Source organism: Umezawaea tangerina (genome assembly GCF_003002815.1).
Lineage (GTDB): Bacteria > Actinomycetota > Actinomycetes > Mycobacteriales > Pseudonocardiaceae > Umezawaea > Umezawaea tangerina.
In genome coordinates this window covers 249,817-273,261 of the sequence record NZ_PVTF01000012.1, presented here as the reverse complement: position 1 = coordinate 273,261, position 23,445 = coordinate 249,817, and the positions used below count along the sequence as shown (strand labels likewise).

16 protein-coding genes and 1 tRNA gene are annotated in these 23,445 nt (G+C 72.1%); 11 read left to right on the top strand and 6 right to left on the bottom strand.

From position 1 onward, the window contains the following. The first annotated feature begins 5 nt into the window (after window positions 1-5). Window positions 6-710: an AraC family transcriptional regulator gene (locus CLV43_RS35220; protein ID WP_211304702.1), complete on the top strand. Its 705-nt coding sequence runs from the start codon at window positions 6-8 to the stop codon at window positions 708-710. A gap of 297 nt (window positions 711-1,007) precedes the next feature. Here CLV43_RS35220 and CLV43_RS35215 read toward each other — a convergent pair. Further along, window positions 1,008-1,080: transfer RNA gene (locus tag CLV43_RS35215), tRNA-Arg, on the bottom strand. A gap of 127 nt (window positions 1,081-1,207) precedes the next feature. Further along, a complete protein-coding gene (locus CLV43_RS35210) occupies window positions 1,208-2,275 on the bottom strand; it encodes a LacI family DNA-binding transcriptional regulator (RefSeq protein ID WP_106192880.1) in 1,068 nt (355 codons plus the stop codon). A gap of 94 nt (window positions 2,276-2,369) precedes the next feature. On the opposite strand from CLV43_RS35210, the gene CLV43_RS35205 reads away from it, so the two are divergent. Continuing rightward, a complete protein-coding gene (locus CLV43_RS35205; protein WP_106192879.1) occupies window positions 2,370-3,569 on the top strand; it encodes an MFS transporter in 1,200 nt (399 codons plus the stop codon). Here the strand turns inward: CLV43_RS35205 and CLV43_RS35200 are convergent. Next, window positions 3,535-4,140, bottom strand: coding sequence for a DUF3558 family protein (locus CLV43_RS35200; protein ID WP_146175022.1), 606 nt, complete (start codon window positions 4,138-4,140; stop codon window positions 3,535-3,537). The genes CLV43_RS35205 and CLV43_RS35200 overlap by 35 nt on opposite strands. Before the next feature lie 78 nt (window positions 4,141-4,218). Here CLV43_RS35200 and CLV43_RS35195 point away from each other — a divergent pair, with 78 nt between their 5' ends. Further along, on the top strand, window positions 4,219-6,228 hold the full coding sequence (locus tag CLV43_RS35195) for a bifunctional copper resistance protein CopD/cytochrome c oxidase assembly protein (protein WP_106192877.1): 2,010 nt from the start codon (window positions 4,219-4,221) through the stop codon (window positions 6,226-6,228). On the opposite strand, the gene CLV43_RS35190 is transcribed toward CLV43_RS35195, so the two are convergent. The 3 genes from CLV43_RS35190 to CLV43_RS35180 are packed head-to-tail and all read right to left on the bottom strand — an operon-like array spanning window position 6,225 to window position 8,628. After that, window positions 6,225-7,049, bottom strand: a complete 825-nt coding sequence (locus tag CLV43_RS35190; RefSeq protein ID WP_106192876.1) for an ABC transporter permease — start codon at window positions 7,047-7,049, stop codon at window positions 6,225-6,227. The two genes, CLV43_RS35195 and CLV43_RS35190, sit on opposite strands and share 4 nt — an antisense overlap. A gap of 14 nt (window positions 7,050-7,063) precedes the next feature. Beyond that, a complete protein-coding gene (locus CLV43_RS35185; RefSeq protein ID WP_245887187.1) occupies window positions 7,064-8,002 on the bottom strand; it encodes an ATP-binding cassette domain-containing protein in 939 nt (312 codons plus the stop codon). Further along, a complete protein-coding gene (locus CLV43_RS35180; RefSeq protein WP_106192874.1) occupies window positions 7,999-8,628 on the bottom strand; it encodes a TetR/AcrR family transcriptional regulator in 630 nt (209 codons plus the stop codon). Before CLV43_RS35180 ends, CLV43_RS35185 begins: the two co-directional genes overlap by 4 nt. A gap of 222 nt (window positions 8,629-8,850) precedes the next feature. On the opposite strand from CLV43_RS35180, the gene CLV43_RS35175 reads away from it, so the two are divergent. The 8 genes from CLV43_RS35175 to CLV43_RS35140 all read left to right on the top strand — a co-directional run bounded on the left by CLV43_RS35175 (window position 8,851) and on the right by CLV43_RS35140 (window position 23,425). Beyond that, the gene (locus CLV43_RS35175) at window positions 8,851-9,303 is read left to right on the top strand and encodes a single-stranded DNA-binding protein (protein ID WP_106192872.1); all 453 of its coding nucleotides are present in this window, start codon (window positions 8,851-8,853) and stop codon (window positions 9,301-9,303) included. Between the two features lie 57 nt (window positions 9,304-9,360). Next, window positions 9,361-9,618 carry a DUF7218 family protein gene (locus CLV43_RS35170; RefSeq protein ID WP_106193042.1) on the top strand — a complete coding sequence of 86 codons (258 nt, stop codon included), beginning with the start codon at window positions 9,361-9,363 and terminating at the stop codon, window positions 9,616-9,618. 129 nt (window positions 9,619-9,747) lie between these two features. Further along, on the top strand, window positions 9,748-11,424 hold the full coding sequence (gene ettA, locus CLV43_RS35165) for an energy-dependent translational throttle protein EttA (protein ID WP_106192870.1): 1,677 nt from the start codon (window positions 9,748-9,750) through the stop codon (window positions 11,422-11,424). A gap of 10 nt (window positions 11,425-11,434) precedes the next feature. Continuing rightward, on the top strand, window positions 11,435-15,865 hold the full coding sequence (locus CLV43_RS48110; RefSeq protein ID WP_106192869.1) for a hypothetical protein: 4,431 nt from the start codon (window positions 11,435-11,437) through the stop codon (window positions 15,863-15,865). 216 nt (window positions 15,866-16,081) lie between these two features. Next, complete coding sequence (locus tag CLV43_RS35155) at window positions 16,082-21,064, top strand: NAD-glutamate dehydrogenase (protein ID WP_106192867.1); 4,983 nt, start codon at window positions 16,082-16,084, stop codon at window positions 21,062-21,064. Between the two features lie 305 nt (window positions 21,065-21,369). Further along, window positions 21,370-22,326, top strand: coding sequence for a DNA glycosylase AlkZ-like family protein (locus CLV43_RS35150; RefSeq protein WP_146175021.1), 957 nt, complete (start codon window positions 21,370-21,372; stop codon window positions 22,324-22,326). A gap of 39 nt (window positions 22,327-22,365) precedes the next feature. Beyond that, window positions 22,366-22,797, top strand: coding sequence for an acyl-CoA thioesterase (locus CLV43_RS35145; RefSeq protein WP_106192864.1), 432 nt, complete (start codon window positions 22,366-22,368; stop codon window positions 22,795-22,797). Continuing rightward, window positions 22,790-23,425, top strand: coding sequence for a DUF8010 domain-containing protein (locus CLV43_RS35140; protein ID WP_106192863.1), 636 nt, complete (start codon window positions 22,790-22,792; stop codon window positions 23,423-23,425). Before CLV43_RS35145 ends, CLV43_RS35140 begins: the two co-directional genes overlap by 8 nt. The last annotated feature ends 20 nt before the right edge of the window (window positions 23,426-23,445 follow it).

Below are 23,445 nucleotides of genomic sequence, written 5' to 3'. Positions count from 1 at the left end.
GACCGGTGAGCTTCGTCGAACAGCAGGTCCGGTTGCCGGCGGCGTTCCGGCCGTGGGCCGCCCGGATGAGCGTCGCCACGCCCGTGCCGGGCACCGCGCGCACCGTGCTCGCCGAACCCGACCACGCGACAACCCTGAGCCTGCGCGAGGACGCCTTCGTGGTGATCGGACCGCGCACCCGCGCCAGGTACCACGAACCCAAGCGCTTCCGGTCCTGCCTCACGATCCGCCTCCGCCCCGGCCTCGCCGGAGCCCTGCTGGGCCTCCCGGTGCGCGACCTGGTCGACCGCGTCGTCCCGCTGCGCGACCTCTGGCCCGGCGACGACCTGACCGACGTCGCCGCCGTCGAACGCGCCCTGGCCGCCCGTGAGCTCCCCGACGACCGCCTCGTGCGCGCCGCCGTCGCCCTGCTCCGCTCCAAGCCCGTCCACGCCACCGCGCGCGAGCTGAACGTCAGCGAACGCCACCTGCGCACCGTCTTCACCGAGAACGTCGGCGTCTCCCCGAAGCACTTCGCCCGCCTCGACCGCGTCCGCACCGTCCTCGGCAAGGCCCACCACGGCCACCTGGCCGACCTGGCCGCCGAGACCGGCTACTACGACCAGTCCCACATGACCGCCGAGTTCCACGCCGTCATGGGCGTCCCGCCCGCCAGGTTCGTCGCGGGCGACCTCCCCGCGCCCTCGGGCTGCTCGGGATTCACGCACTGAGCCCGCGAACCGTTGCGGCCGTTGGACTGTTCGGAGCAACGGGGGTCGAAAGTCGTCACGACCACCCATGTCGATCCTTGGCGGACCGTCGTCGGAAAAGGTGAAAGACCGACCGTTCGGCGACCGCTGCGTGAGCCGCCGCGTACCTTCGGTGACAGTCTCTCGTTTGCGTCGCGCGGGCGTGGCCGCATGTGACCGGAAATCCGTCCACATGCGACCACCAGACCCGCTACGACCGATCCGGGACCGGGCGACCTTCGACCATGCCCGGCCGTTCCGAATCGATCTGACCAGCAGCGCCCCCGGCAGGATTCGAACCTGCGACCTCGGGATTAGAAGTCCCTCGCTCTCTCCACTGAGCTACGGAGGCTAGAGGGGATGCCGACCACGTGCCGTAGCAGCGTAGCCGTCCCCACCGTGCTCATCGCCGGAACACGTTTGACCGTTTCCGTTCGGAGCCCCGAATCTTGGTCAAGAACGGCCGAAAGTGACGCAGATCACTTCGGCGGGCAGGTGGAGGCCCGTACAACGAGTTCCACCGGCACTCTGGTCGGCCCTCCCGGGCTCTCGCCGTCGAGCAGGCGCAGCGCCAGCTCGCCGGCTCTGCGCCCCTTCTCGGCCAACGGCTGCCGCACCGTCGTCAACGGCGGGTCGGCGTGCTTGGCGTCCGGCACGTCGTCGAAACCGGTGACGGACACGTCGGCGGGAGTCGCCAGCCCGGCGTCGCTCACGGCGCGCAGGGCACCGAAGGCGAGCTCGTCGGACGCGCACAGGAGGGCCGTGGGTCTGGGGTCCTGCTCCAGGAGCCATCTCGTGCCGGTGCGGCCGAGCTCGCGTCTGCTCGCGCCCGCCTCCCACGTCGGCACGTCCGTGACGCCCGCGGCGGCCAGCACGTCGAGGAAGCCCGCCAGTCGGTCCCTGGTGACCCGGAACGAGGCCTCGGCGCGCCCGTCGACCGGACCGGACCTGCCGCCGGGGTGCAGTGCGAAGGTGAGCACGCCGAACCGGCGGTGGCCGAGCGAGAGCAGGTGCTCGGCGGCCGACCTGGCGCCGGCGGCGTCGTCGACCTCGACGCGCGCGGTGCCCGCCAGCACGGGCTGGTCGATCACCAGCAGCGGCAGGCCGCGGGCGCGCACGGCGGCGAGCGCGGGCGCGTCGTCGGGCAGCGAGTAGGCCACGAACACGTCCGCCTGCGCCCTGGCCACGGTCTCCGGGCGCGGGCCGCCGGTCTCGTTGCCCGGCATCAGCACGAGGCAGTGGTCACGGCCGTCCACAGTGGACGCCAGGCCGTCGAGCACGACGCTGGTCGCCGGGTCGGAGAACGCGGCGGTCAGCGGCTGGCCGAGCATGAACGCGACGGCGGCGCTGGACCTGGTCGCGAGGCTGCGGGCCACCGGGTCGGGGCCGGCGTAGCCGAGCTCGAGCGCGGCGGCCAGGATCCGCTCCCGCAGCGCGGAGGACAGCTGATCGGGGCGGTTGTAGGCGTTCGACACCGTCGCGCGCGACACCCCGACGACACCGGCGACGGTGTCGAGGGTCGGCTTGCGCGGTCGGGCGAGGTCCACGGGTCAGAGAGTAACCAGTGACACCGACGATCGGGGTGGACGGATCTGAAGCGCTTCAGTCATCCTGGGGCGGGACCTACGGAGGAGGACCGCCATGCCAGCCCCCCGACTCGCCGTGTTCATCGTCTTCGTCTTCAACGGCGCGGTCTTCGGATCGTGGGCCGCCCGCGTACCCGCGCTCGCCGCGCAGGTGGGGGCGAGCGCGGGCACCCTCGGCCTGGCGCTGCTCGGCGCCAGCACCGGGCTCGCGCTGACCGCCCCGTTCGCCGCCCGCGCCTGCGCCGCCTTCGGAGCGCGCCGGGTGGTGCTGGCCAGCGGCGTCGCGAGCGCGTTCGTGCTGCCCGTCCTGGCCCTCGCCGCGTCGCCGGTGCAGCTCGGCCTGGCGCTGTTCCTGCTGGGGTCGAGCATCGCCGCGCTGGACGTGTCCATGAACATCGCCGCGGTCTCGGTCATCCGCGAGCTGGACCGGCCGCTGATGCCGCAGTTCCACGCGGGCTTCAGCTTCGGCGGTCTGCTCGGCTCGCTCGGCGCCGCGCTGGCCGCCTGGGGCGGGTGGACGCCGCTGCCGCACTTCCTGCTCGCCGCGGCCCTCAGCCTCGTCGTGCTGGCGCTGTGCTGCCGCGCGGTGCCCGGCGGTTCCGGTGAGCGGCACCGCGAGCAGGCCGCAGGCCCCAACCCGACCGTGCTGCGCCGTCCGGTCCTGTGGCTGCTGGCGGGCATCGCGTTCTGCTCCGCCATCGCCGAGGGCGCGTCGGCCGACTGGTCCGCGCTGTTCCTGGTGCGGGAGCGGGGGATGGGCGAGGCCGCCGCGGCCGCCGCCTACGCCGTGTTCTCCGTCACGATGGCCTGCGCGCGCCTCGCGGGCGAGCCCGCGCAACGCCGCTGGGGACCGTACGGCCTGCTCACGCGGGGCGCGGTCGTCGCGGCGGTCGGCCTGGCCTCGGCCGTGCTCATCCCGGTGCCCGCCACCGGTTACCTGGGGTTCGCCCTCGCCGGACTGGGGCTGGCGTTCGCCTTCCCGGTGATCATGGACCTGGCCGGGGACGCGGGCCGCCGCGCCGACGGCACCGGTGGCGAACGGGAGCTGGGGCTGGTCACGACCGTGGCGTACACCGGTTTCCTGGCCGGACCGCCGATCGTCGGAGGGCTGGCCCAGCTCAGCTCGCTCACCGCGTCGCTCGGCTTCGTGACCTGCGTGTGCGTGCTGATCGTGCCGACGGTGTGGTTCGCCGCCCGCTCCCGCCGCCGCGAACTGGCCGCTACGCGACCGGAATCCGCGCCAGCGCGGCCTTGAGCAGCGGGGCCATCGCGACGACCATCTGGTCCGGCACGCCACCGGCCTGCGACATCGCGACCAGGATGCTGCGGTTCGCGTTGACCGCGATCGTGGCCGTGCAGACCTCCTCCGGCCCGCTCAGCTGGCAGAACCACCACGTCGAGTGCCCCTCGACGACCTGCTCCTTGCCGTTCTTCTGCCGGTCCCGCACCTGCTCGTAGCGCTGGTACAGCGCGGTCACGACGGTCCGGCCGCCGGTGGTGCCGTCCTCCAGCAGGTACTGGCACGACTCCGGGATCGTGTCGTCCTGCCTGCGCGGCTCCCGCTTGAACGGGCCGATGAACTTCAGGTCGTTGGCGTCGAGCATCTTGCACGGGTCGACCCCCGCGACCGTGCGCGGCTTGGCGATCTTCGGCGCGGGCCCGCCCGCCGTCGACGGCGCCGGTGACGAGGGCGCGGCCGACGTGGACCGCGAGGTCGCCGGGGGACCGCTGGGGTCCGGCAGCGCCGTGCCGTTGATCGAGTAGCTGCAGCCCGCGAGGGCCAAGGCGGCCAGCAGCACCGGGAGCGCACGAGAAGAGCGGGTCACGGGGCGAAACCGTAGTGGGTGCGATCACCGCACGTCCGGGGTTGGTCACCGGGGTGACAGGCGGCCTAGGCTCGGGACGTGCCATCCGAAGCCCTCGCCGACGTCGAGTCCCCGCCGAACCCCCGCAGGCAGCGGACGGGCCTCGTGCCCCTGCTGGTGGTCGGGACCGGGATCGCCGCGCTGCTCGCGGCCGGTCTGACGTCCGCGACGGGCAACGACCGGGTCGGTCTGATCGTCGTCCGGGTGCTCACCGAGTCCGCCGCGGTGGTGACCATCGGGTCGCTGCTGCTGGCCGCGTTCCTGGTGCCACCGCAGGCTTCCGGGATGTTGGCGGCCGACGGGTACGCGGCGCTGCGCACGGCCGGGTGGTCGTCGCTGCTGTGGACGCTGGGGGCCGTGCTGGCCGTGCCGTTCACCGCGGCAGACGCGTTCGGGCAGCCGGTGGCGGGCCTGTTCAACCCGGCGGAGCTGCTCCAGGTCGTCGGCCTGATCGAGCAGGCGCGCGCGTGGGTGATCACCGCGGTGATCGTGGCGCTGATCGCGCTGGGCACGACCCTGGTCCTGTCCTGGGGCTGGACGGCGGTGCTGTTCTTCCTGGCGCTGTTCGCGCTGGTCCCGGTCGCGGTCACCGGCCACTCCTCCGGCGGCGGCTCGCACGACATGGCCACCAACAGCCTGCTGTTCCACCTCGTCGCGGCGGCGGTGTGGGTCGGCGGGCTCATCGCGCTGCTCGCGCACGGCCGCAGGCGGGGATCGGACCTGGCGCTGGCCACGACCAGGTTCTCCGCGATCGCGCTGGTCTGCTGGATCGTGATGGCGGTGTCCGGCGTGATCAACGCGCTGGTGCGGCTACCGCTGCGCGACCTGTTCACCACGGACTACGGCCTGCTCGTGACGGCCAAGACCGCGGCTCTGCTGCTGCTGGGCGGAATCGGCTACCTGCAACGCGTCCGGGGCGTCCGGGGCGTCGTGGAGACCGGCTCCGGCCGGGCGCTGCTCCGGCTGGCGGGCGTCGAGGTCCTGCTGATGTTCGCCACGCTCGGCCTGGCCGCCGGGCTGAGCCGCACCCCGCCGCCGACCGACGGCAGGGCGCTGCCCAGCACCGTCGAGCTGCGCATCGGCTACGACCTCGCGGGCGCGCCCACGGCGTTCCGGCTGTTCTTCGACTGGCGGTTCGACCTGATCTTCGGCACGGCCGCCGTCGCCCTCGCGGCGCTCTACCTGCTCGGCGTCCGCAGGCTGCGCAAGCGCGGCGACTCCTGGCCGGTGGGCCGCACGGTCGCCTGGGTGCTGGGCTGCTTCACGGTCCTGTTCGCCACCTCGTCCGGGGTCGGCCGGTACGCGCCCGCGATGTTCAGCGTGCACATGGAAGCCCACATGCTGCTGTCCATGCTGGCGCCGATCCTGCTGGTGCTCGGCGGACCCGTGACGCTCGCGCTGCGCGCCCTGCCGACGGCGGGCAAGGACGGGCCCCCCGGACCGCGCGAGTGGCTGCTGGCGTTCGTGCAGTCGCCGGTCGCGAAGGTGCTGACCAACCCGTTCGTCGCGCTGTTCCTGTTCGTGGGGTCGTTCTACGGCCTGTACTTCTCCGGCCTGTTCGACAGCGCGCTGCCCCTGCACTGGGCGCACCTGGCGATGAACGCCCACTTCATCCTGGTCGGCTACGTCTTCTACTGGCCGGTGATCGGCATCGACCCGGCGCCCAACCGGCTGCCCCCGCTGGGGCGGCTGGGACTGCTGTTCGCGTCGATCCCGTTCCACGCGTTCTTCGGCATCGTGCTGATGAGCTCGCAGACCGTCATCGGCGAGCTCTACTACCGCTCGATGGGCCTGCCGTGGGTGACCTCGCAGCTGGACGACCAGCGGCTCGGCGGCGGTATCGCGTGGGCGGCGGGCGAGGTGCCGCTGCTGGTCGTGATGGTGGCGCTGCTGGTGCAGTGGGCCAGGTCCGACAACCGCGACGCCCGCCGGCTGGACCGGCGGGCGGACGGTGACGGCGACGCGGACCTGGCCGCCTACAACGCGATGCTGAAGAAGATGTCCGGGGGCAAGGTCGGCACCACCGAGGCCGCCGACAAGACCGACTAGAGCGGCTTGCGGAAGCCCTTGACCGCGAACGCCCCGCCGACCGCGGCGATGACCAGACTGGTCGCGATCGCGGCCACCGCGCCGGTGACCGGCTGGGCGAGCGCGAGCCCGCGGGCCGCGTCCACGGCGTGCGTCAACGGGTTGACGTTGGCGATCGCCTGCAACCAGCCCGGCAGGCCGGTGATCGGCACGTAGGCGCTGGAGGCGAACATCAGCGGGAAGATCGCCAGGAAGCCGACGGTCTGCATCAGCTCCGCGTTGCGCAGCCAGGCGGCGATGGCCAGGAACACCCAGCCGAGGCCCCAGCCGACGACCAGCGCGAGCGCCAGCGCGGCGGCCACCCCGAAGAACCCGCCCGCGGGGGAGAACCCGAAGATCAGCACCGCGAACGTGATCATGACCAGCAGCTGGAACGCCGTGCGCACCAGGTCGGACAGGCTGCGGGCGATCAGCACCGAGCTGAGCCGGATCGGCAGCGACCGGAACCGGGCCAGCACGCCGTTCTTCATGTCGGTGACGAGCCCGACGCCCGCCTGGAGCGCGGACTGCATGGCCGTGTTGACCAGGATCGCGGGCATCAGGAAGTCGATGTAGGCCACGCCTTGGGGGAAGCCCGGCGTGTTGGCGATGCTGCTGAAGATCTGGCTGAACAGCGTCAGCATGATCAGCGGTTGCAGGACGCTGAAGACCACCATGCGGGGGTCGCTGACGACCGCGCGCAGGGATCTCTGCGTGAGCACCAGGACCTGGGTCCCGAAACCGCTGCCGCGCCAGGCCGTGCTCGGCGCCTCGACGGGCGCGTGGGTGAGTGTCGTGGTCATGGGCCAACTCCTGTTCAGGCGGCCTGGTGGGCGGCGAGGGTGAGGTACACGTCGTCGAGCGTCGGTTCGCCGAGCGCCAGCTCGCTGGCCTCGACACCGACCTCGTCCAGCGCGCGCACCACGACGGCCAGCTCGCGCGAGGCCGTCACGGGCGCGGTGAGGGTGTTGTGCTCGGCGTCGAGCACGGGCTGGAGACCGGCTTGCTCCAGCGACCGCATGGCCGTGGGCACGTCCGCGGCGGTCGCGAGCGTCACCGTGACGCTGCGCTGGCCGACCTGGGCCTTCAGCTCGGAGCTGGTGCCCGAGGCGACGACCCGGCCCGCGGACAGGACGGTGATCGAGTCGGCCAGCCGGTCGGCCTCGTCGAGGTACTGGGTGGTCAGCAGGACCGTGGTGCCGTCGGAGACCAGCTTCTCCACGATCTCCCACATGCTCAGCCTGCTCGACGGGTCGAGCCCGGTGGTCGGCTCGTCGAGGAAGATCACATCGGGGCGGCCGACCAGGCCCGCGGCGAGGTCCAGCCGCCTGCGCATGCCGCCGGAGTAGGTGCGGGACGGCCGCTTCGCCGCGTCCGCGAGGTCGAACAGCTCCATCAGCTCGGCGGCCCTGGCGCGCGCCTCCCGCGGCGTCGCGCCGAGCAGCCGGGCGATCAGGACCAGGTTGTCGGTGCCGGACAGCTGCTCGTCCACGGCGGCGAACTGGCCGGTCAGGCCGATCCGGCTGCGCACCTCGTGGCCGTGCGTCGCCACGTCGAACCCGGCGACGCTCGCCCTGCCAGAGTCGTGCGGCAGCAGCGTGGTCAGGACGTTGACCAGCGTGGTCTTGCCCGCGCCGTTGTGGCCGAGCAGGCCGAGCACGGTGCCCTTCGGCACGGCGACGCTCACCCCGTCGAGCGCTTTCACGTCGCCGAACGCCTTGCCGACGTCGTGCGCCTCGATCATCAGGTCGTTCACTTGTCTCCCCCGTTCCGGATGGTCCCGTGCAGGAACAGCTCGACGAGCTGCTCCGGTTCCGCCACGCCCTCGCCGAACCCCTGCTGCTGCATCCGGTTCGTGAAGACGATCCCCATGAGCAGCCGGGCGGCCAGCTCGGGCTCGACCCGCAGCCGCTCGGCGTCCGGCTCGAACAGCCCGGCGATCCGCCCCATTACCTGCAACATCCCCTCGGGCGGGCCCTTGCGCTCCTGCTTGTGGCCCTCGCCGTCGTGCGGGTCGAAGCCGGTGTCCCGCAGCGCGCTCATCAGCGACCACATGCGGTCGAGGTAGCCGGTGACCGCCCGCACGCCGCCGATCAGCCGCTGCTCGATCGGGTCGGTCGCCGGGATCCGGTCGATCAGCCCGATCTCGGTGTCCGGCTCCATCGCGCTCTTGAGCGCGCAGCCCAGGAGCTCCTGCTTGTCCTTGAAGGCCCGGAAGACCGTGCCCTCCGCGACGTCGGCCGCCTTGGCGATCTGGTTGGTGGTGACGTTCGCGCCGTGCACGAGCAGCAGCGGGATGGTGGCCTGGACGAGCGCCTCGCGGCGGTCCTCCAGGCTCATCGCCGGTGCTCGGCGACGACGGGGAGCGGCTTCCTCTGGCATGCCGCCAATGTATGAGTGAGCGCTCACTCATGTCAAGGAGTGAGTACTCACTCATTTCTTGTGACGGCTAGCACACGGGTCCGACGATTCCGCTCCCAAGATCACGAGCTGTCCACAGGCGGGGTGGTTGTCCACAGATCCGGGATCGGTGCTTCCGCGCCGGACCCGCGGGTCGGAGGCTGGTCGAAGCGGATCGGACCAGGGGAATGCGGAGGCAGTGCGATGGGTTGGAACGAGACGGCGATCACGGTGACGGGCACCGTGGTCAGCGAGGTCACGCACAAGCGGCTCGCGTCGGGGTTCAGCCGCGCCGCCTTCCGGGTGCTCTCGGTGGAGCGGCGCTACAACTCCGACCTGGGGGAGTACGTCGACGGCGACAAGCTCTTCCTGAACGTGACCTGCTGGCGACAACTCGCCGACGGGGTCGGCAGAGCGCTGGTGAAGGGCGACCCGGTGGTGGTCACCGGGAAGCTCCGCAACCGCGACTACGACCTGGACGGGGAGCGGCGCAACATCTCCGAGATCGAGGCGACGGCCGTGGGGCCGAACCTGAGGTGGGCGAAGGTCGAGATCGAGCACGTCGGACCGGCCGCCGCCGAGGTGCCGGTTCCGGGCATCGTGGCGCCCCGCAAGGAGGACGAGCGGGCGCGGGAGGTGGTGGACGTGCCGTTCTGACGGTGTGGGTTGGGTGTGCCGCCGCTCGGGGTAGTCCCCCGTGCGGAGGTGGTCGAGATGCCCAACCCGAGCATCAAGGACGAGGAGCTGTACCGGAAGCTGCGCGACGAGGGCAACTCCGCCGAGAAGGCGGCCCGGATCGCCAACGCGAGTGCGAGGGAGGGAAGGTCGGAGGTCGGCGCCAGGGGTGGCCGCGCCGCCAGTTACGAGGAGTGGACCGTGGAGGACCTGCGCGAGCGGGCGTCGGAACTTGACATCGACGGCCGGTCGAGCATGACCAAGGACGAGCTGGTCAACGCGTTGCGCAACCACTGATCACGTGCCCCGACCGGGCTATGTGGCAGGTGTGGGTGACCCTCGTCCGAGTTAACTCTTCAGTGTCGAAAGACGCGCTGCTGGCAACCGCGGTTCTAGCCGGATCGGCACCGCTCTACGATCGCGACCATGGCCGAGTTCATTTACACCATGAAGAAGGTGCGCAAGGCGCACGGGGACAAGGTCATCCTTGATGACGTCACGATCATGTTCCTCCCCGGTGCCAAGATCGGCGTCGTCGGCCCCAATGGGGCGGGCAAGTCGAGCGTCCTCAAGATCATGGCCGGTCTGGACACGCCGGGTAACGGCGAGGCGTACCTGGCCCCCGGCTACACGGTGGGCATCCTCCAGCAGGAGCCCCCGCTGAACGAGGAGAAGACGGTCCTCGGCAACGTCGAGGAGGGCCTCGGCGAGATCAAGGTGAAGCTCGACCGCTACAACGAGATCGCCGAGAAGATGGCCACCGACTACTCCGACGAGCTGATGGAGGAGATGGGGTCGCTCCAGGAGGACCTCGACCACGCCAACGCGTGGGACATCGACTCCCAGCTCGACCAGGCGATGGACGCGCTGCGCTGCCCGCCGCCGGACGCGGACGTGACCAAGCTGTCCGGTGGTGAGCGCCGCCGGGTCGCGCTGTGCAAGCTGCTGCTGAGCAAGCCCGACCTGCTGCTGCTCGACGAGCCCACCAACCACCTGGACGCGGAGAGCGTCCTGTGGCTGGAGCAGCACCTGGCCGGCTACCAGGGCGCCGTCCTCGCCGTCACGCACGACAGGTACTTCCTCGACAACCTCGCCGAGTGGATCCTCGAGATCGACCGCGGCAAGACCCACCCGTACGAGGGCAACTACTCGACCTACCTGGAGAAGAAGGCCGAGCGCCTGGCCATCTCCGGCAAGAAGGACCAGAAGCTGCAGAAGCGGCTCAAGGACGAGCTGGAGTGGGTCCGGTCGGGCGCCAAGGCCCGCCAGGCCAAGTCCAAGGCCCGCCTCGACCGGTACGAGGAGATGGCGGCCGAGGCGGAGAAGACCCGCAAGCTCGACTTCGAGGAGATCCAGATCCCGCCGGGCCCGCGCCTGGGCAGCGTGGTGGTCGAGGTCAACGAGCTGAAGAAGGGCTTCGGCGACCGGGTCCTCATCGACGACCTGACGTTCGACCTGCCCCGCAACGGCATCGTCGGCGTGATCGGCCCGAACGGCGTCGGCAAGACCACGCTGTTCAAGACGATCGTCGGGCTCGAGGAGCCGGACGAGGGCAAGGTCAAGGTCGGCGAGACGGTCAAGCTGTCCTACGTCGACCAGAACCGCTCGGGCATCGACCCGAAGAAGACCGTGTGGGAGACCGTCTCCGGCGGCCTCGACTACATCCACGTCGGCAACGTCGAGATGCCGTCGCGGGCCTACGTCAGCGCGTTCGGCTTCAAGGGCCCGGACCAGCAGAAGCCCGCGGGGGTGCTCTCCGGTGGCGAGCGCAACCGGCTGAACCTGGCGATGACCCTCCAGCAGGGTGGCAACCTGATCCTGCTGGACGAACCGACGAACGACCTGGACGTCGAGACGCTGGGCTCGATGGAGAACGCGCTGGAGCAGTTCCCCGGCTGCGCCGTCGTGATCTCGCACGACCGGTGGTTCCTGGACCGCGTGGCGACCCACATCCTGGCCTGGGAGGGCACGGACGAGGACCCGTCCAAGTGGTACTGGTTCGAGGGCAACTTCGAGGGGTACGAGAAGAACAAGCTGACGCGCCTGGGCGCCGAGGCGGCCCGCCCCCACCGGGTGACCTACCGCAAGCTGACGAGGGACTGAGCCGGGACGCATGGCGGCGAGAGGCGAAGCGCAGGCGGACGTCGAGGTGAGCACGCTGGTCGTGCCCGCCTGGCGGCTGCGTTGGCGGGCACCGGAGCTTGCTCTGGTGCTCGGTGAGCGCGCGGTCGCGCTCGCCTCGACCCGCCGTGACGAGATCGACCGGTTGCGGGCGGAGTCGCTGGTCGTGTTCGCCAGCAACCGGATGGGCCGCGGTGTCCGCATCGCCGACCGCGCGCTGGACGCGCTGAAGGCCGCGGAGACCGCGGGCGAGCAGGAGACGGCCTGGCGCCTGCGCATCGAGCTGGCGGCGTGCGCGACCGCCGTCGGAGCCCCGTTGACGGGCTTCGGCGCGGTCCGCCCGGTGCTGGCCGCGGACGGCGTCCCGCACGCCCTCCGCGCCGCCGCGCTCGTGCAGGCCAGCGACTGCCTGGTGACCATCGGCCGCGGCCCGCAGCTGGGCATGGCGCTGAGCGAGGCCGACCAGCTGTACGTGGCCGACACGCTGCTCGACGCCGACACCAGGCTGCTGCAACGCGGCCTGCTGCACGCCTCCGCGGCCGCGCAGCACCGCCGCTGGGGCGACCTGCAGGCCGCCACCGACGCGGCGGGCAAGGGGCTCGAGCTGCTGGCCGAGCTGACCGACCCGTCGGTCGACAGCGGGCAGGTCCGGGGCAGGTTGACCCTGGAGCTGGTCTGCGCGCTGATGGACTCCAACCGGCTCGGCGAGGCCTCCGAGATCGGCTCGCCGCTGCTCGACCTGCCGGTGCGGGCGCCGTCCGCCGCGGACGTCGGCTGGCTGCGGCTGGCGCTGGCGACCAGGGTGCACCTGCCCGCGGGCCGGGTGGACGTCGCGCGCGGCATGCTGCGCGACACGGCCGACAGCGCCCAGCGCCACCAGCTGGACACGCTGCTGGCGGAGAGCCTGCTGGCGCTGGCCCACGTGCACGAGGTCTCCGGCGAGCTGGCCGAGGCGCTGACCGACCTGCGTTCGGCCCACGCCGCCGAACGCCGCCGGGCTCGCGCGGTCTACGCCGTGCGCGCCCGTCTGGCCGCCGAGTTCTCCGGGGCGCACCGCCACCCGGTCGGCCCGCACGAGCAGCTGGGCAGCCTCCTGCGGCCCGGCGACGGGCGTGCCGCGGCGGCGCAGGGCGCGATGCGCGGCAGCCAACCGCCTGCCGACGCCGTGCTGGCCCCCGAGCTGAAGCAGCAGCTGCGCCAGTGGCGTCCGACACAGACCACGCGGACCGAGGGGCAACGGGTCAAGCGCACCCTCCGCGCGGCCGAAGACATGACGGTGGAAGGCATCTCGGCGGCACGCGCCCACGCCGCGGACCGCTGGCGGCTGGTGCAGCCGTTCGGCGAGGCGATCCCCCCGGCGGAGTCGGACGCCCCCGAGGCCCCCACCTCCGGTGGCCGCAGGCGGGCCGAGGACCGACCGGACGCGTCGACCGACTCCGCCGGCGCCGCTCCGGCGGGCGACGGGGCCGTTCCGGCCGCCGGGCTCATCGCCGCCGCGGGCGCGATGCGCAGCGGTCGTCGCCGGGCCGCTCGGGAAGCCGCCGAGGAAGACGCACCAGCCCTGCCGACCCCGCAGGAGGAACCGGCGGCCCAGACGCCGTCGGAGCCCGCGCCCGACCAGGAGCCGGACCAGGAGGTCGCGAACGTCCTGGAGACCCTGGAAGCCGCGGGCCTGCTGGACAAGCGCCGCAGCGGCGGCCGCAGGCGGGCACCGGACGCCGAGGACGACGCCACCCAGGACCCCCAGGCCGCGGCCGAGGAGCCGGGCGCCAAGCGGCCCGAGCAGCCCGCGGCGGAGGCACCGGCCCCCAAGTGGCGGGTGGAGCCCCCGCAACGGCCGCGCCCGCCCGAGCAGCCTCCCCAACCGCCTCCGGCGAACCTGTTCGACGCCCCCACGATGGTGCAGCCCGCCGTCGGCGCCGACGGCCTCCCCGTCGCCCGCCCGAACCCCGGCCTGGGCGCCGCCTTCGTGAAGGGTCCGGTGATCCCACCGGCCCGCAGCCCGCAGTCCCCCCAGGAACCGCAACCCCGCCACCCCGGTTCAGGCCTGGAACCGCCGCGTCCGCCGGAACCCCCGCGTTCCGCCGCCCCGAACGACCCCGCCGCCCTGACTGACCCCGGTGCTCCGATCGACCCCGGCGCACCGGCCGCCCAGGGCCCCGGCACCGAGTTCCCTCCCAGGCTCGACGGCTCGTCGGCCACCGGCACCCCCACCTCAGGAGCCCACTCCCCGGACGCCCTGCCGGAGTCGGCCCGCTGGACCAACCGCAACGCGGGCGCGGGCGCCCCGCCCGGCTTCCCCACCACACCGGGCCTCCCCGACAGCGGACCGCTCCCCGGCCAACCGCCCAGGCCCGGCTCCGACATCCCGTGGGCCGAGTCCGCCTTCGGCGCGCAGTCCCCCCAGGGCCTCGCGGGCCCGCAGGGACCGAATGCCGCCGACTCCGGCCAGTGGGCCGACGGCGGGCACACCGGTGCCCACGGCTCGCCCACGAACCGCTCCGACTCCGCCCCGTCCGCCCCAGCCGACGGCGCCTTCGGCCCGCACTCGCCCCAGACTCCCGCGACCCCGTCGCGCCCTGGCTCCGATCGGTCCGGCACCGACTCCGGCCAGTGGCCAACCGCAGGCGCTTCCGGTGGGCCGGCGTCGAACAGCGGTGCCGACTCCTGGGCTGACAACGCTTTCGCCGCGCAGGGACCCGCCGGTCCGCCCGGCCCTGAGCCCGACCAGTGGTCCACCGGCCCGTCCTCCCGGAACCAGCCCGGCATGCCGGGTTCGTCTGGTGGCACGCCCTCTCCCGGCGACGGGGGTTCGGCCGGTGCGGGTTCCGGTGGAACCGGGTCTTGGGGCGATGGCGGGTTCGGTGCTCAGCCGCCCCAGGGCTTCCCCGGCATGCCGGGTCCGTCCACTGACGCTGGTTCGGCTGGTGCGGGGTCCGGTGGTGCTGGTTCCTGGGCGGATGGTGGCTTTGGCGCGCAGTCGTCGCAGGGCCAACCCGGCATGCCCGGCTCGTCCGGTGACGCTGGTTCTGCCGGCGCGGGTCGGGCTGCCGACTCCGGTCGGTGGGATGACGAGGGCCCCGGCTCGGAGTCGCGGCCGGGCGCCGCGGACCAAGGCCGTGGGGTCGACGGTTCGCCGACGCGGACGCCCGGTGCTGTGCCGGGGGCCGAGTCCGTGCGCTGGACCAACCGGCCGTCCGCCTCCGAGTCGTCGCAAGGACCCGCCGGTGTTCCGCCCGGTCTGTGGACCGACGGGATCGCGGGTCTGGAGGCGTTCGGGGCCGGGTTGTCCGACGGCGGGCCGGGGTCGGAGTCCGCGCGGTGGCTCAACCGCGCCTCGGCCGTCGAACCGCCGCGCGGCGGCGCCGCGACCAACACGCCCCGGTGGTCCGACAGCGACCCGGACCCCGTCCGGCAGGCCGACACCCCGCCCACCACCGGTCGTGCGCCCGGTGCCCCGTTCCCGCCCGGCTTCGGCGGTTCGTCCGGCGTGTGGCCGGGACCGGACACCAGTCGGGTGTCCGACAGCCCGTCCGGCGCGGTGACCGGTGCCGCGAGCAGCCACACGGAGATCGGCGGGCAGGCCGCGGGGACCGGTGACCCGGATCCCGACTTCGCCGCCCGCTCCGACTTCGATACCGGCCACCAGGCCGATCGGGCGTTCGGTGCCGACGCGCCCGCCCGTTCCGGATTCGACTCCACCGAGCCAGTGGGCACGTCCACTCCGGAACCGCTGTACGGGACCGAGTCGGCGCGCGTGCCCGACCCGGTCAACCCGACCCCGGAACCCGAGCGGGAACCCGACCAGGTCCCGGCCGTCCCGGATCCCGACGACATCCCGGACATCCCGATCCCGGACCCGATCCCGCGCCCGCCGACGAGCAGCGGGTTCGACCTCGGGCGGTCGCGGTTCCTCAGTTCCGCGGACGTCGAGGACGACCTGCCCGAGGTGCCCGCGCCGCCCCGGCGCCCCCCGGTCGAGGAGCCCGAACCGGTTCCCGAGGAGCCGGTGGACCCGTTCGTCACCGCCGTCGTGGTGGGTGACCGGACCATCGAGGTGCCCAGCGCCGCCCGCGCGTCGCGCAGGCACAAGAGTGATCTCAGTCTCGCCGAGCTGCTGACCGAGGCCCTGGTCGCCTACGAGACCGGGCGCCGTTCGGACCCCGAGGCCGACCAGACGGCGAGCGAGGAGATCGCGGACTGGATCTCGTCGTCCGAGACGCCCGCCGAACCGATCTCACCCGACCGGCTGGAGCGGGCGGGCCACCGCGCCGCGGAGCCCGCCCCGGAGCCGACGGACTCGGAGAAGACCACGTACCTGACCCCGGTGCGCGACGTCGAGTCGACGGCCCTCATCTGGGAGCCCGGACCGGACGGCGAGCCGGAGCCGCCCTACGACCGGTGGACGCTTCCCGAATCATGAGAATGTGATTTGAGGTTTTAATAAGGTTTCCCGCCGGTAACAAAGCCGGAGTGACGATAAAGACGGGAAAAGCCGTTTTACCCGGCTTTCCGGAAAGTCACCCAGGTTGTTCGATTCAGTAACCGGGGCATTGCCACCCCGTTCCGACGTGCCATCTACTGTGGTGGCCGGACCCGGTACACAGAGGTGCCGGATAGCTTGGAGAGTCGCCTGAACATGACCTCGACTGGAGCCCCGTCCCGTTCCGAGCTCGACGCCGGCCGTGCCGAGCCAGGCGAAAGCCGCTCGGCCAGCCCCGAGCAGGTTCGGGATGAATTGATCGAACGGGCTGCCGCCGCCGCGCCGGAACTCGCCGATCTCATCCGTTTGTACTACCGCCACGTGCCCGCCGAGGAAGTCAACGACGACGACCCCGTGGACCTGCTGGGCGCGGTGCGGTCCAACCACCAGCTCGCCGAGTCGCGGGTGCCCGGCCGCCCGGCCGTGCGCATCCTCAACCCGACCCGCACGCACGACGGGTGGACCTGTCCGGTCACCGTCGTGCAGGTCGTCACCGACGACATGCCGTACCTGGTCGACTCGGTCGCCTCCGAGCTGACCCGCGGCGGTGTGCAGGTCCAGCGGGTGGTGCACCCGATCGTCGTGGTCCGCCGCGACCCGGTGACTGGTGAGCTGCACGAGGTCCTGCCGCTCGCGGACCCGTCGGCCCCGCCCGCGGACACGATCGCCGAGTCGTGGATGAACATCGAGGTCGACCTGATCACGGACCCCGACCGGGCCCGCGAGCTGGAGACCAGGCTGCACACGGTGCTCAACGACGTCCGCGAGGTCGTCGAGGACACCGACAAGATGACGGCCACCGCCCGGCAGCTCGCCGACCAGCTGGACGCCGACCCGCCGCGGCTGTCGCACGACGAGACGAGCGACGGCGCGAAGCTGCTGCGCTGGCTCGCCGACGACCACTTCACCTTCCTGGGCTACCGCCAGTACGAGCTGATCCGCGACGACCCGGCCACCGACGGCGAACCGGCGCTGCGCGCGGTCCTCGCCTCCGGGCTCGGCGTGCTGCGCCAGGACAGCCTCGCGGCGCGCAGCCTGACCGCCGGGCCGGACGCGGGCGCGCAGGCGCTGTCCCCCGAGCTGCTGGTGCTGACCCAGGCCAGCGCCCAGTCGAGCGTCCACCGCTCGGTGTACCCGTACTACGTGGGCGTGAAGACGTTCGACGCCGACGGCCAGGTCACCGGCGAGCACCGGTTCCTCGGCGTGTTCGGCACGACCGCGCTGCACGAGGACGTGCTCGACATCCCGGTCATCGAGCGCCGGGTGCGCGACGTGATCCACCGCGCGGGCTTCCCGCTGCACTCGTACTCGGGCCAGCGGATGCTCGAGGTGGTCCAGAACTACCCGCGCACCGAGCTGTTCTCGGTCGACGCGGACACGCTCTACGCGACCGTCGCGGGGGTGATCGCGCTCGCCGAACGCCGCAGGCTGCGGCTGTTCCTGCGCCGCGACCCGTACGGCCGCTTCTACTCGTGCCTGGTGTACCTGCCGCGCGACCGCTACACGACGACGTCGCGGCTGGCCATGCAGGAGGTGCTGCTCGACGCGCTGGGCGGCGTCAACCTGGAGTACAGCGCCCGCATAGGGGAGTCCGCCCTGGCGCGGGTGCACTTCATGGTGCACACCGACCCGGCCCGCACGGTCGAGGTCGACGCGGTCGACCTGCAGAACCGGCTCGCCGAGGCCGTGCGCAGCTGGGACGACCGGATGGTCGACGCCGTGCTGGCCGAGCAGAGCGACGGCGGTCAGAGCGGCGGCCTGGGCACCGAGTCGGCCAACGAGCAGGGCCAGCGGTTCGCCGCGGCCTTCCCGGAGGCCTACAAGGAGGACTTCTCCGCCGCGGACGGCCTCGCCGACTTCCGCCGGATCGAGGCCCTCCGGCCGGGCGACCTGGACATGGTCTTCTACGTGCCGCAGGACGCCGAGGCGGGGGAGCGGCGGTTCAAGCTGTTCCTCGCGGGCGACCGGATCACGTTGTCGCAGGTCCTGCCGATGCTCCAGCGCATGGGTGTCGTCGTGGTCGACGAGCGCCCGTACGACCTCACCCGCGAGGACGGCGTGCTGTGCTGGATCTACGACTTCGGCCTGCGCATCGAGTCGAAGATCCTGGACCGGCTGAACAGCTCCGACCTGGACACCGTGCAGACCCGGTTCCAGGAGGCGTTCGCGGCCGCGTGGCGCGGTGAGGCGGAGGTCGACGGCTTCAACACGCTGGTGCTCCAGGCCGGCCTGACCTGGCAGCAGGCCGCGATGCTGCGCGCGTACGCGAAGTACCTGCGCCAGGCGGGCACGCCCTACAGCCAGGACTACATCGAGGACGTCGTCCTCGGGCACACCGAGGTCGCGAGCGAGCTCGTGCGCCTCTTCGAGGCCCGCTTCGACCCGGCGCTGGACGACGCGAGCCGCGACGCCCGCACCGAGTCGCTGGTCGGCAACCTGGCGAAGCTGATCGACGACGTGACGAGCCTGGACGCGGACCGCATCCTGCGCAGCCTGCTCACGCTCGTGCAGGCCACGCTGCGGACGAACTACTTCTTCCGCGACGCCGACGGCGACGCCCGGCCGTACCTGGCCGTGAAGCTGAACCCGCAGGCCATCCCGGAGCTGCCGCAGCCGCGGCCGCGGTTCGAGATCTTCGTGTACTCGCCCCGCATCGAGGGCGTGCACCTGCGCTTCGGCGCGGTCGCGCGCGGCGGGCTGCGCTGGTCGGACCGGCGCGAGGACTTCCGCACGGAGGTCCTCGGCCTGGTCAAGGCGCAGGCCGTGAAGAACGCGGTCATCGTGCCGGTCGGCGCCAAGGGCGGGTTCGTCGTCAAGCGCCCGCCCGCCGCGTCGGGTGACGCCGGTCTGGACCGCGAGGCGTTCCTGGCCGAGGGCATCGCCTGCTACCGCCAGTTCATCTCCGGTCTGCTGGACCTGACCGACAACCTCGACTCGGGCAAGGTCATCCCCGCGCCGCAGGTCGTCCGGCACGACGGCGACGACACCTACCTGGTGGTCGCGGCGGACAAGGGCACCGCCCAGTTCTCCGACATCGCCAACGAGGTCGCCATCTCCTACGGCTTCTGGCTCGGCGACGCGTTCGCCTCCGGCGGCTCGGTCGGCTACGACCACAAGGCCATGGGCATCACCGCCAAGGGCGCGTGGGAGAGCGTGAAGCGCAACTTCCGCGAGCTGGACGTGAACACCCAGTCCGAGGAGTTCACCGTCGTCGGCGTCGGCGACATGTCCGGTGACGTGTTCGGCAACGGCATGCTGCTGTCCGAGCACATCCGCCTGGTCGCGGCGTTCGACCACCGGCACATCTTCATCGACCCCACCCCGGTCGCGGCGCCGTCGTTCGCCGAGCGCAAGCGGCTCTTCGAGCTGCCCCGCTCGTCGTGGGCGGACTACGACCTCGGCCTGGTCAGCGCAGGCGGCGGGGTGTGGCCGCGCACGGCCAAGTCCATCCCGATCAGCGCCGAGGCGCGGGCGGCGCTCGGCATCGACGACGGCGTCGAGAAGCTGTCGCCGCACGAGCTGATGAAGGCGATCCTGCTGTCGCCGGTCGACCTGCTGTGGAACGGCGGCATCGGCACGTACGTGAAGGCGGCGACCGAGACGCACTCCGAGGTCGGCGACAAGGCCAACGACGCCCTGCGCGTCAACGGCGCCGACCTGCGGGTGAAGGTCGTCGGCGAGGGCGGCAACCTCGGCCTCACCCAGCGCGGCCGGATCGAGTTCGCCCGCAAGGGCGGCAAGGTCAACACCGACGCCCTGGACAACTCGGCCGGTGTCGACTGCTCCGACCACGAGGTCAACATCAAGATCCTGCTGGACCAGCTCGTCCGCGAGGGCAAGTTCGACCAGGAGCAGCGCAACGAGCTGCTCGGGCAGATGACCGACGAGGTCGGCGAGCTCGTGCTGGCGGACAACTACTCGCAGAACGCCGTGATGGGCGTCAGCCGGGCGCACGCCGAGCCGATGCTGTCGGTGCACGCGCGCCTGGTCGCCGACCTGGAGAAGCGCACCGGTCTCGACCGCGAGCTGGAGGCGCTGCCCAGCGCCGCCGAGTTCCGCGCGATGGAGAAGGCGGGCCGCGGCCTCACCTCGCCCGAGCTGTGCACGCTGCTCGCGCACGTGAAGCTCGCGCTCAAGGAGGACGTGCTCGCCAGCGACCTGCCGGAGATCGACGCGTTCGCCCGCAAGCTGCCGGGGTACTTCCCCAGCGAGCTGCGCGAGCGCTTCGACGACGTGATCCCCGCGCACCCGCTGCGCAAGCAGATCACGACGACCGTGCTCGTCAACGAGGTCATCGACGGCGCGGGCATCTCCTACCCGTTCCGCCTGACCGAGGAGATCAGCGCGTCCCCGACCGACGCGGTCCGCGCGTTCGCCGTGGTCACCGAGATCTTCGGCCTCAAGGAGCACTGGGAGGAGATCCGCTCCCTGGACAACGTGCTCGCCACCAGCGTCGCCGACGAGATGATCCTCGAGTCGCGCCGCCTGCTCGACCGCGCGTCGCGCTGGCTGCTCTCCAACCGCCCGCAGCCGCTCCAGGTCGGGTCCACGATCTCCCGGTTCGCCGGGGTCGTCGCCGAGCTGGCGGGCAAGGTCCCGGACCTGCTGCAGGGCCGGGAACGCACCTCGCTTGACCTGCACGTCGCCCGCCTCGTCAACGCGGGTGTCTCGCAGGACCTGGCGTGCCGGGTCGCCTCGCAGCTGTTCACCTACAGCCTGCTCGACATCACCGAGATCGCCGAGCTCGCCGAACGCGAGGCCGGTGACGGCACCGGTCTCCTCCCGGAGCGCTCGCACCTGGAGACCGCCGAGCTGTACCACGCGCTGTCCGAACACCTGGACATGGACCACATGCTCAGCTCGGTCAGCGCACTGGAGCGCGGCAACCGCTGGCACGCCCTCGCCAGGCTCGCCCTGCGCGACGACTTCTACTCCTCGCTGCGCGCCATCACGCTCGACGTGCTGCGCATCAGCGACCCCGGCGACAGCCCGGAGGAGAAGATCGCCACCTGGGAGCAGATGAACGCCTCCCGCCTCACCCGCGCCCGCGCGGCCCTCGAGGAGATCAACCAGGCCAACCGCCTCGACCTCGCCACCTTGTCCGTGGCAGCCCGCCAGATCCGCAGCATGGTCCTCTGACGGCAGGCCGAAAGTCCTTGGGGTGTCAGGGTTCCCGCCGGAACCCTGACACCCCGAGCCTTTTCCGCGCACCCCACCAAGGGCCTCCCGAGAACCAGGACCCCCCGAACCGCACGCTACCGACGGGCACCGACAACAACGGCCCTCACCACCCCACCGAAAACCACCCACCCGAAACTGTCGTACCCCCTGCGTAGGGTGTGCGTCGGGGGGTCCTCACAACCGGGGTACCCCCGCTCCCGCACACTCCAAGACCACCAGCGCACCCCGAACCACACCTGAAGTCGGCCCCCGTGACCATCCCGATGACCCCAGCGCAAGCCCTGGCCACGCGGATGAGCGCGCAACGCCTCGTCGCCCCCGCGACCGACCTGCGTGACGTCCTTGCCCTGCAAGCACAAGACGTCCCCGCCCTCACGACCGCCGCCCGCAACCGCGGCCTGTCCACGGACGGCATCCGCACCTGGGCGATGCGCGGCACGCTGCACCTCCTCCACCCGGCCGACGCGGCCTGGGTCGTGCGCCTCCTCGGCCCCACCTCCATCGCGGCGGGCAAACGGCGACGGGAACAGCTGGGTCTGGACGACGGTCTCTGCGCGCGGGCCCTGGAGGCGCTGCGGGAGATCCTGGTCGAACCCAAGGACCGCCCGGCCACCGTGCGAGCACTGGCCGAGGTGGGAATCGTGCTGGACCCCAAGAGCCAGGCGCCCGCGCACCTGCTGGCGTTCGCGGCGAACTCCGGGGTGGTCCACCGCGGCCTCGACGACACCTACCACCTCCTGCCGAAGACCGACCCGCAGAGCGACACCAAGAGCGCCACGGAGACCGGCACCACGAACGGCCTCCCCGACCTCTTCCGCCGCTACCTCACCGCCTACGGCCCGGCCACCCTCCCCGACTTCGCCGCCTGGAGCGGCCTGTCCCTCCGTCGCGTCCGCCAGGAGATCGACCCCGACGACTACGCGGACACCGGCTTCGGCCTGGTCCACAAAGGCACCGAACCCGTCGAACCGCAGCGCCGGATCAAGCTCCTCGGCCACTTCGACACCTACCTCCTCGGCTACCGCGACCGCACCCTCGCCCTGCCCGCCGAACACACCGCGAAGATCCAGACCGGTGGCGGTTTCCTCACCCCGCACGTGCTGCTGGACGGCCTGGTCGTGGGCACGTGGCGGGAGGAGGGCGGTGAGCCGGTGATCACCCCGTTCGTCCCGGCGCGGGCCGCCGAACTCCGGCGTCTGGTCGGCGAGGACACTCGATAGGCTGGGCGGATTCCACAGACTTGCAGGAGGCGCGTTCCGTTGGGTGTGTTCGTCACGGGGGTACGTCCGCGGTGGTCGGACATGGACGCGTTCGGTCACGTCAACCACGCCAACACGGTGACGCTGCTCGAAGAGGCGCGCATCGACCTGCTGTTCACCGAGGCCGCGCGGCACGGGGTGACGGACATGACGAACGGCATGGTGGTGGCGCGGCTGGTGGTGGACTACCTGACGCCGATCGTGTTCACCGGCGGTGAGATCGTGGTGGAGATGTCGGTGCGCGAGCTGCGGTCGGCGTCGTTCCTGCTCGACTACACGGTGCGCAACCAGCGCGGCGACGACAGCGTCGTCGTGACCAAGGCGGAGACCCTGATGGTCCCCTACAACGTGACGGCCGCCCGGCCGAGGCGTCTCGACGAAGCCGAACGCGACTTCCTCGCGGGCTGGCGTGCCGGAGGTAACGGTGCCTGAACTCGTGTTCGCCGACCCCGCGGAGCGGGACGACCTCGGTGCTTTCGTCGCCCGCGCGGTGCGGTTGGAGTCGCAGGCCGTGGTGCGGCTGCGCAACCGGGCCGAGGGCGAGCTGGTCGACGCGTGGGTGGCGACGCCGTTCGACGCGCTGGCCACCCGCACGGTCGCGGGCCGGGTGGAGCCGTCGGACGTGACGGTGTCGGGCAGCGACCTGCTGATGGGGCTGGCCGTCGTGCGCAGCGCCACGGTCGACCCCGGCCCGGCCAAGGACCTGATGTGGCGGTCCGCCCTGCCCCCGACGACCGGGTGGCTGCCGGTGGACCGGCTGCCCGGCAGCGTCGTGTCCGGTCTCGCGGACGAGGGCGTGGCGGTGGCGCGGGAGAACGCGGGCCCGCACGGCACGCCGCCCGCGTCGCTGCTCGACCAGACGGTGATCACCGTCAGCGGGTCGGGACTGGACGTGAAGGTGCCGCTGCGGTGCCTGTTCGCGTTGTCCGGCATGGGTTTCCTCGGCACGTCCGAGGAGGACGAGGTGCGCGTGACGGCCACGGACTCGTGGCTGCGCATCGACGCCCGGTTCGGCGCGATCGTCCGCCGCAGGCACTCCATGCTCCCGCTGCTCGTGTGAGCGCGGGCCACCCGGTCGGC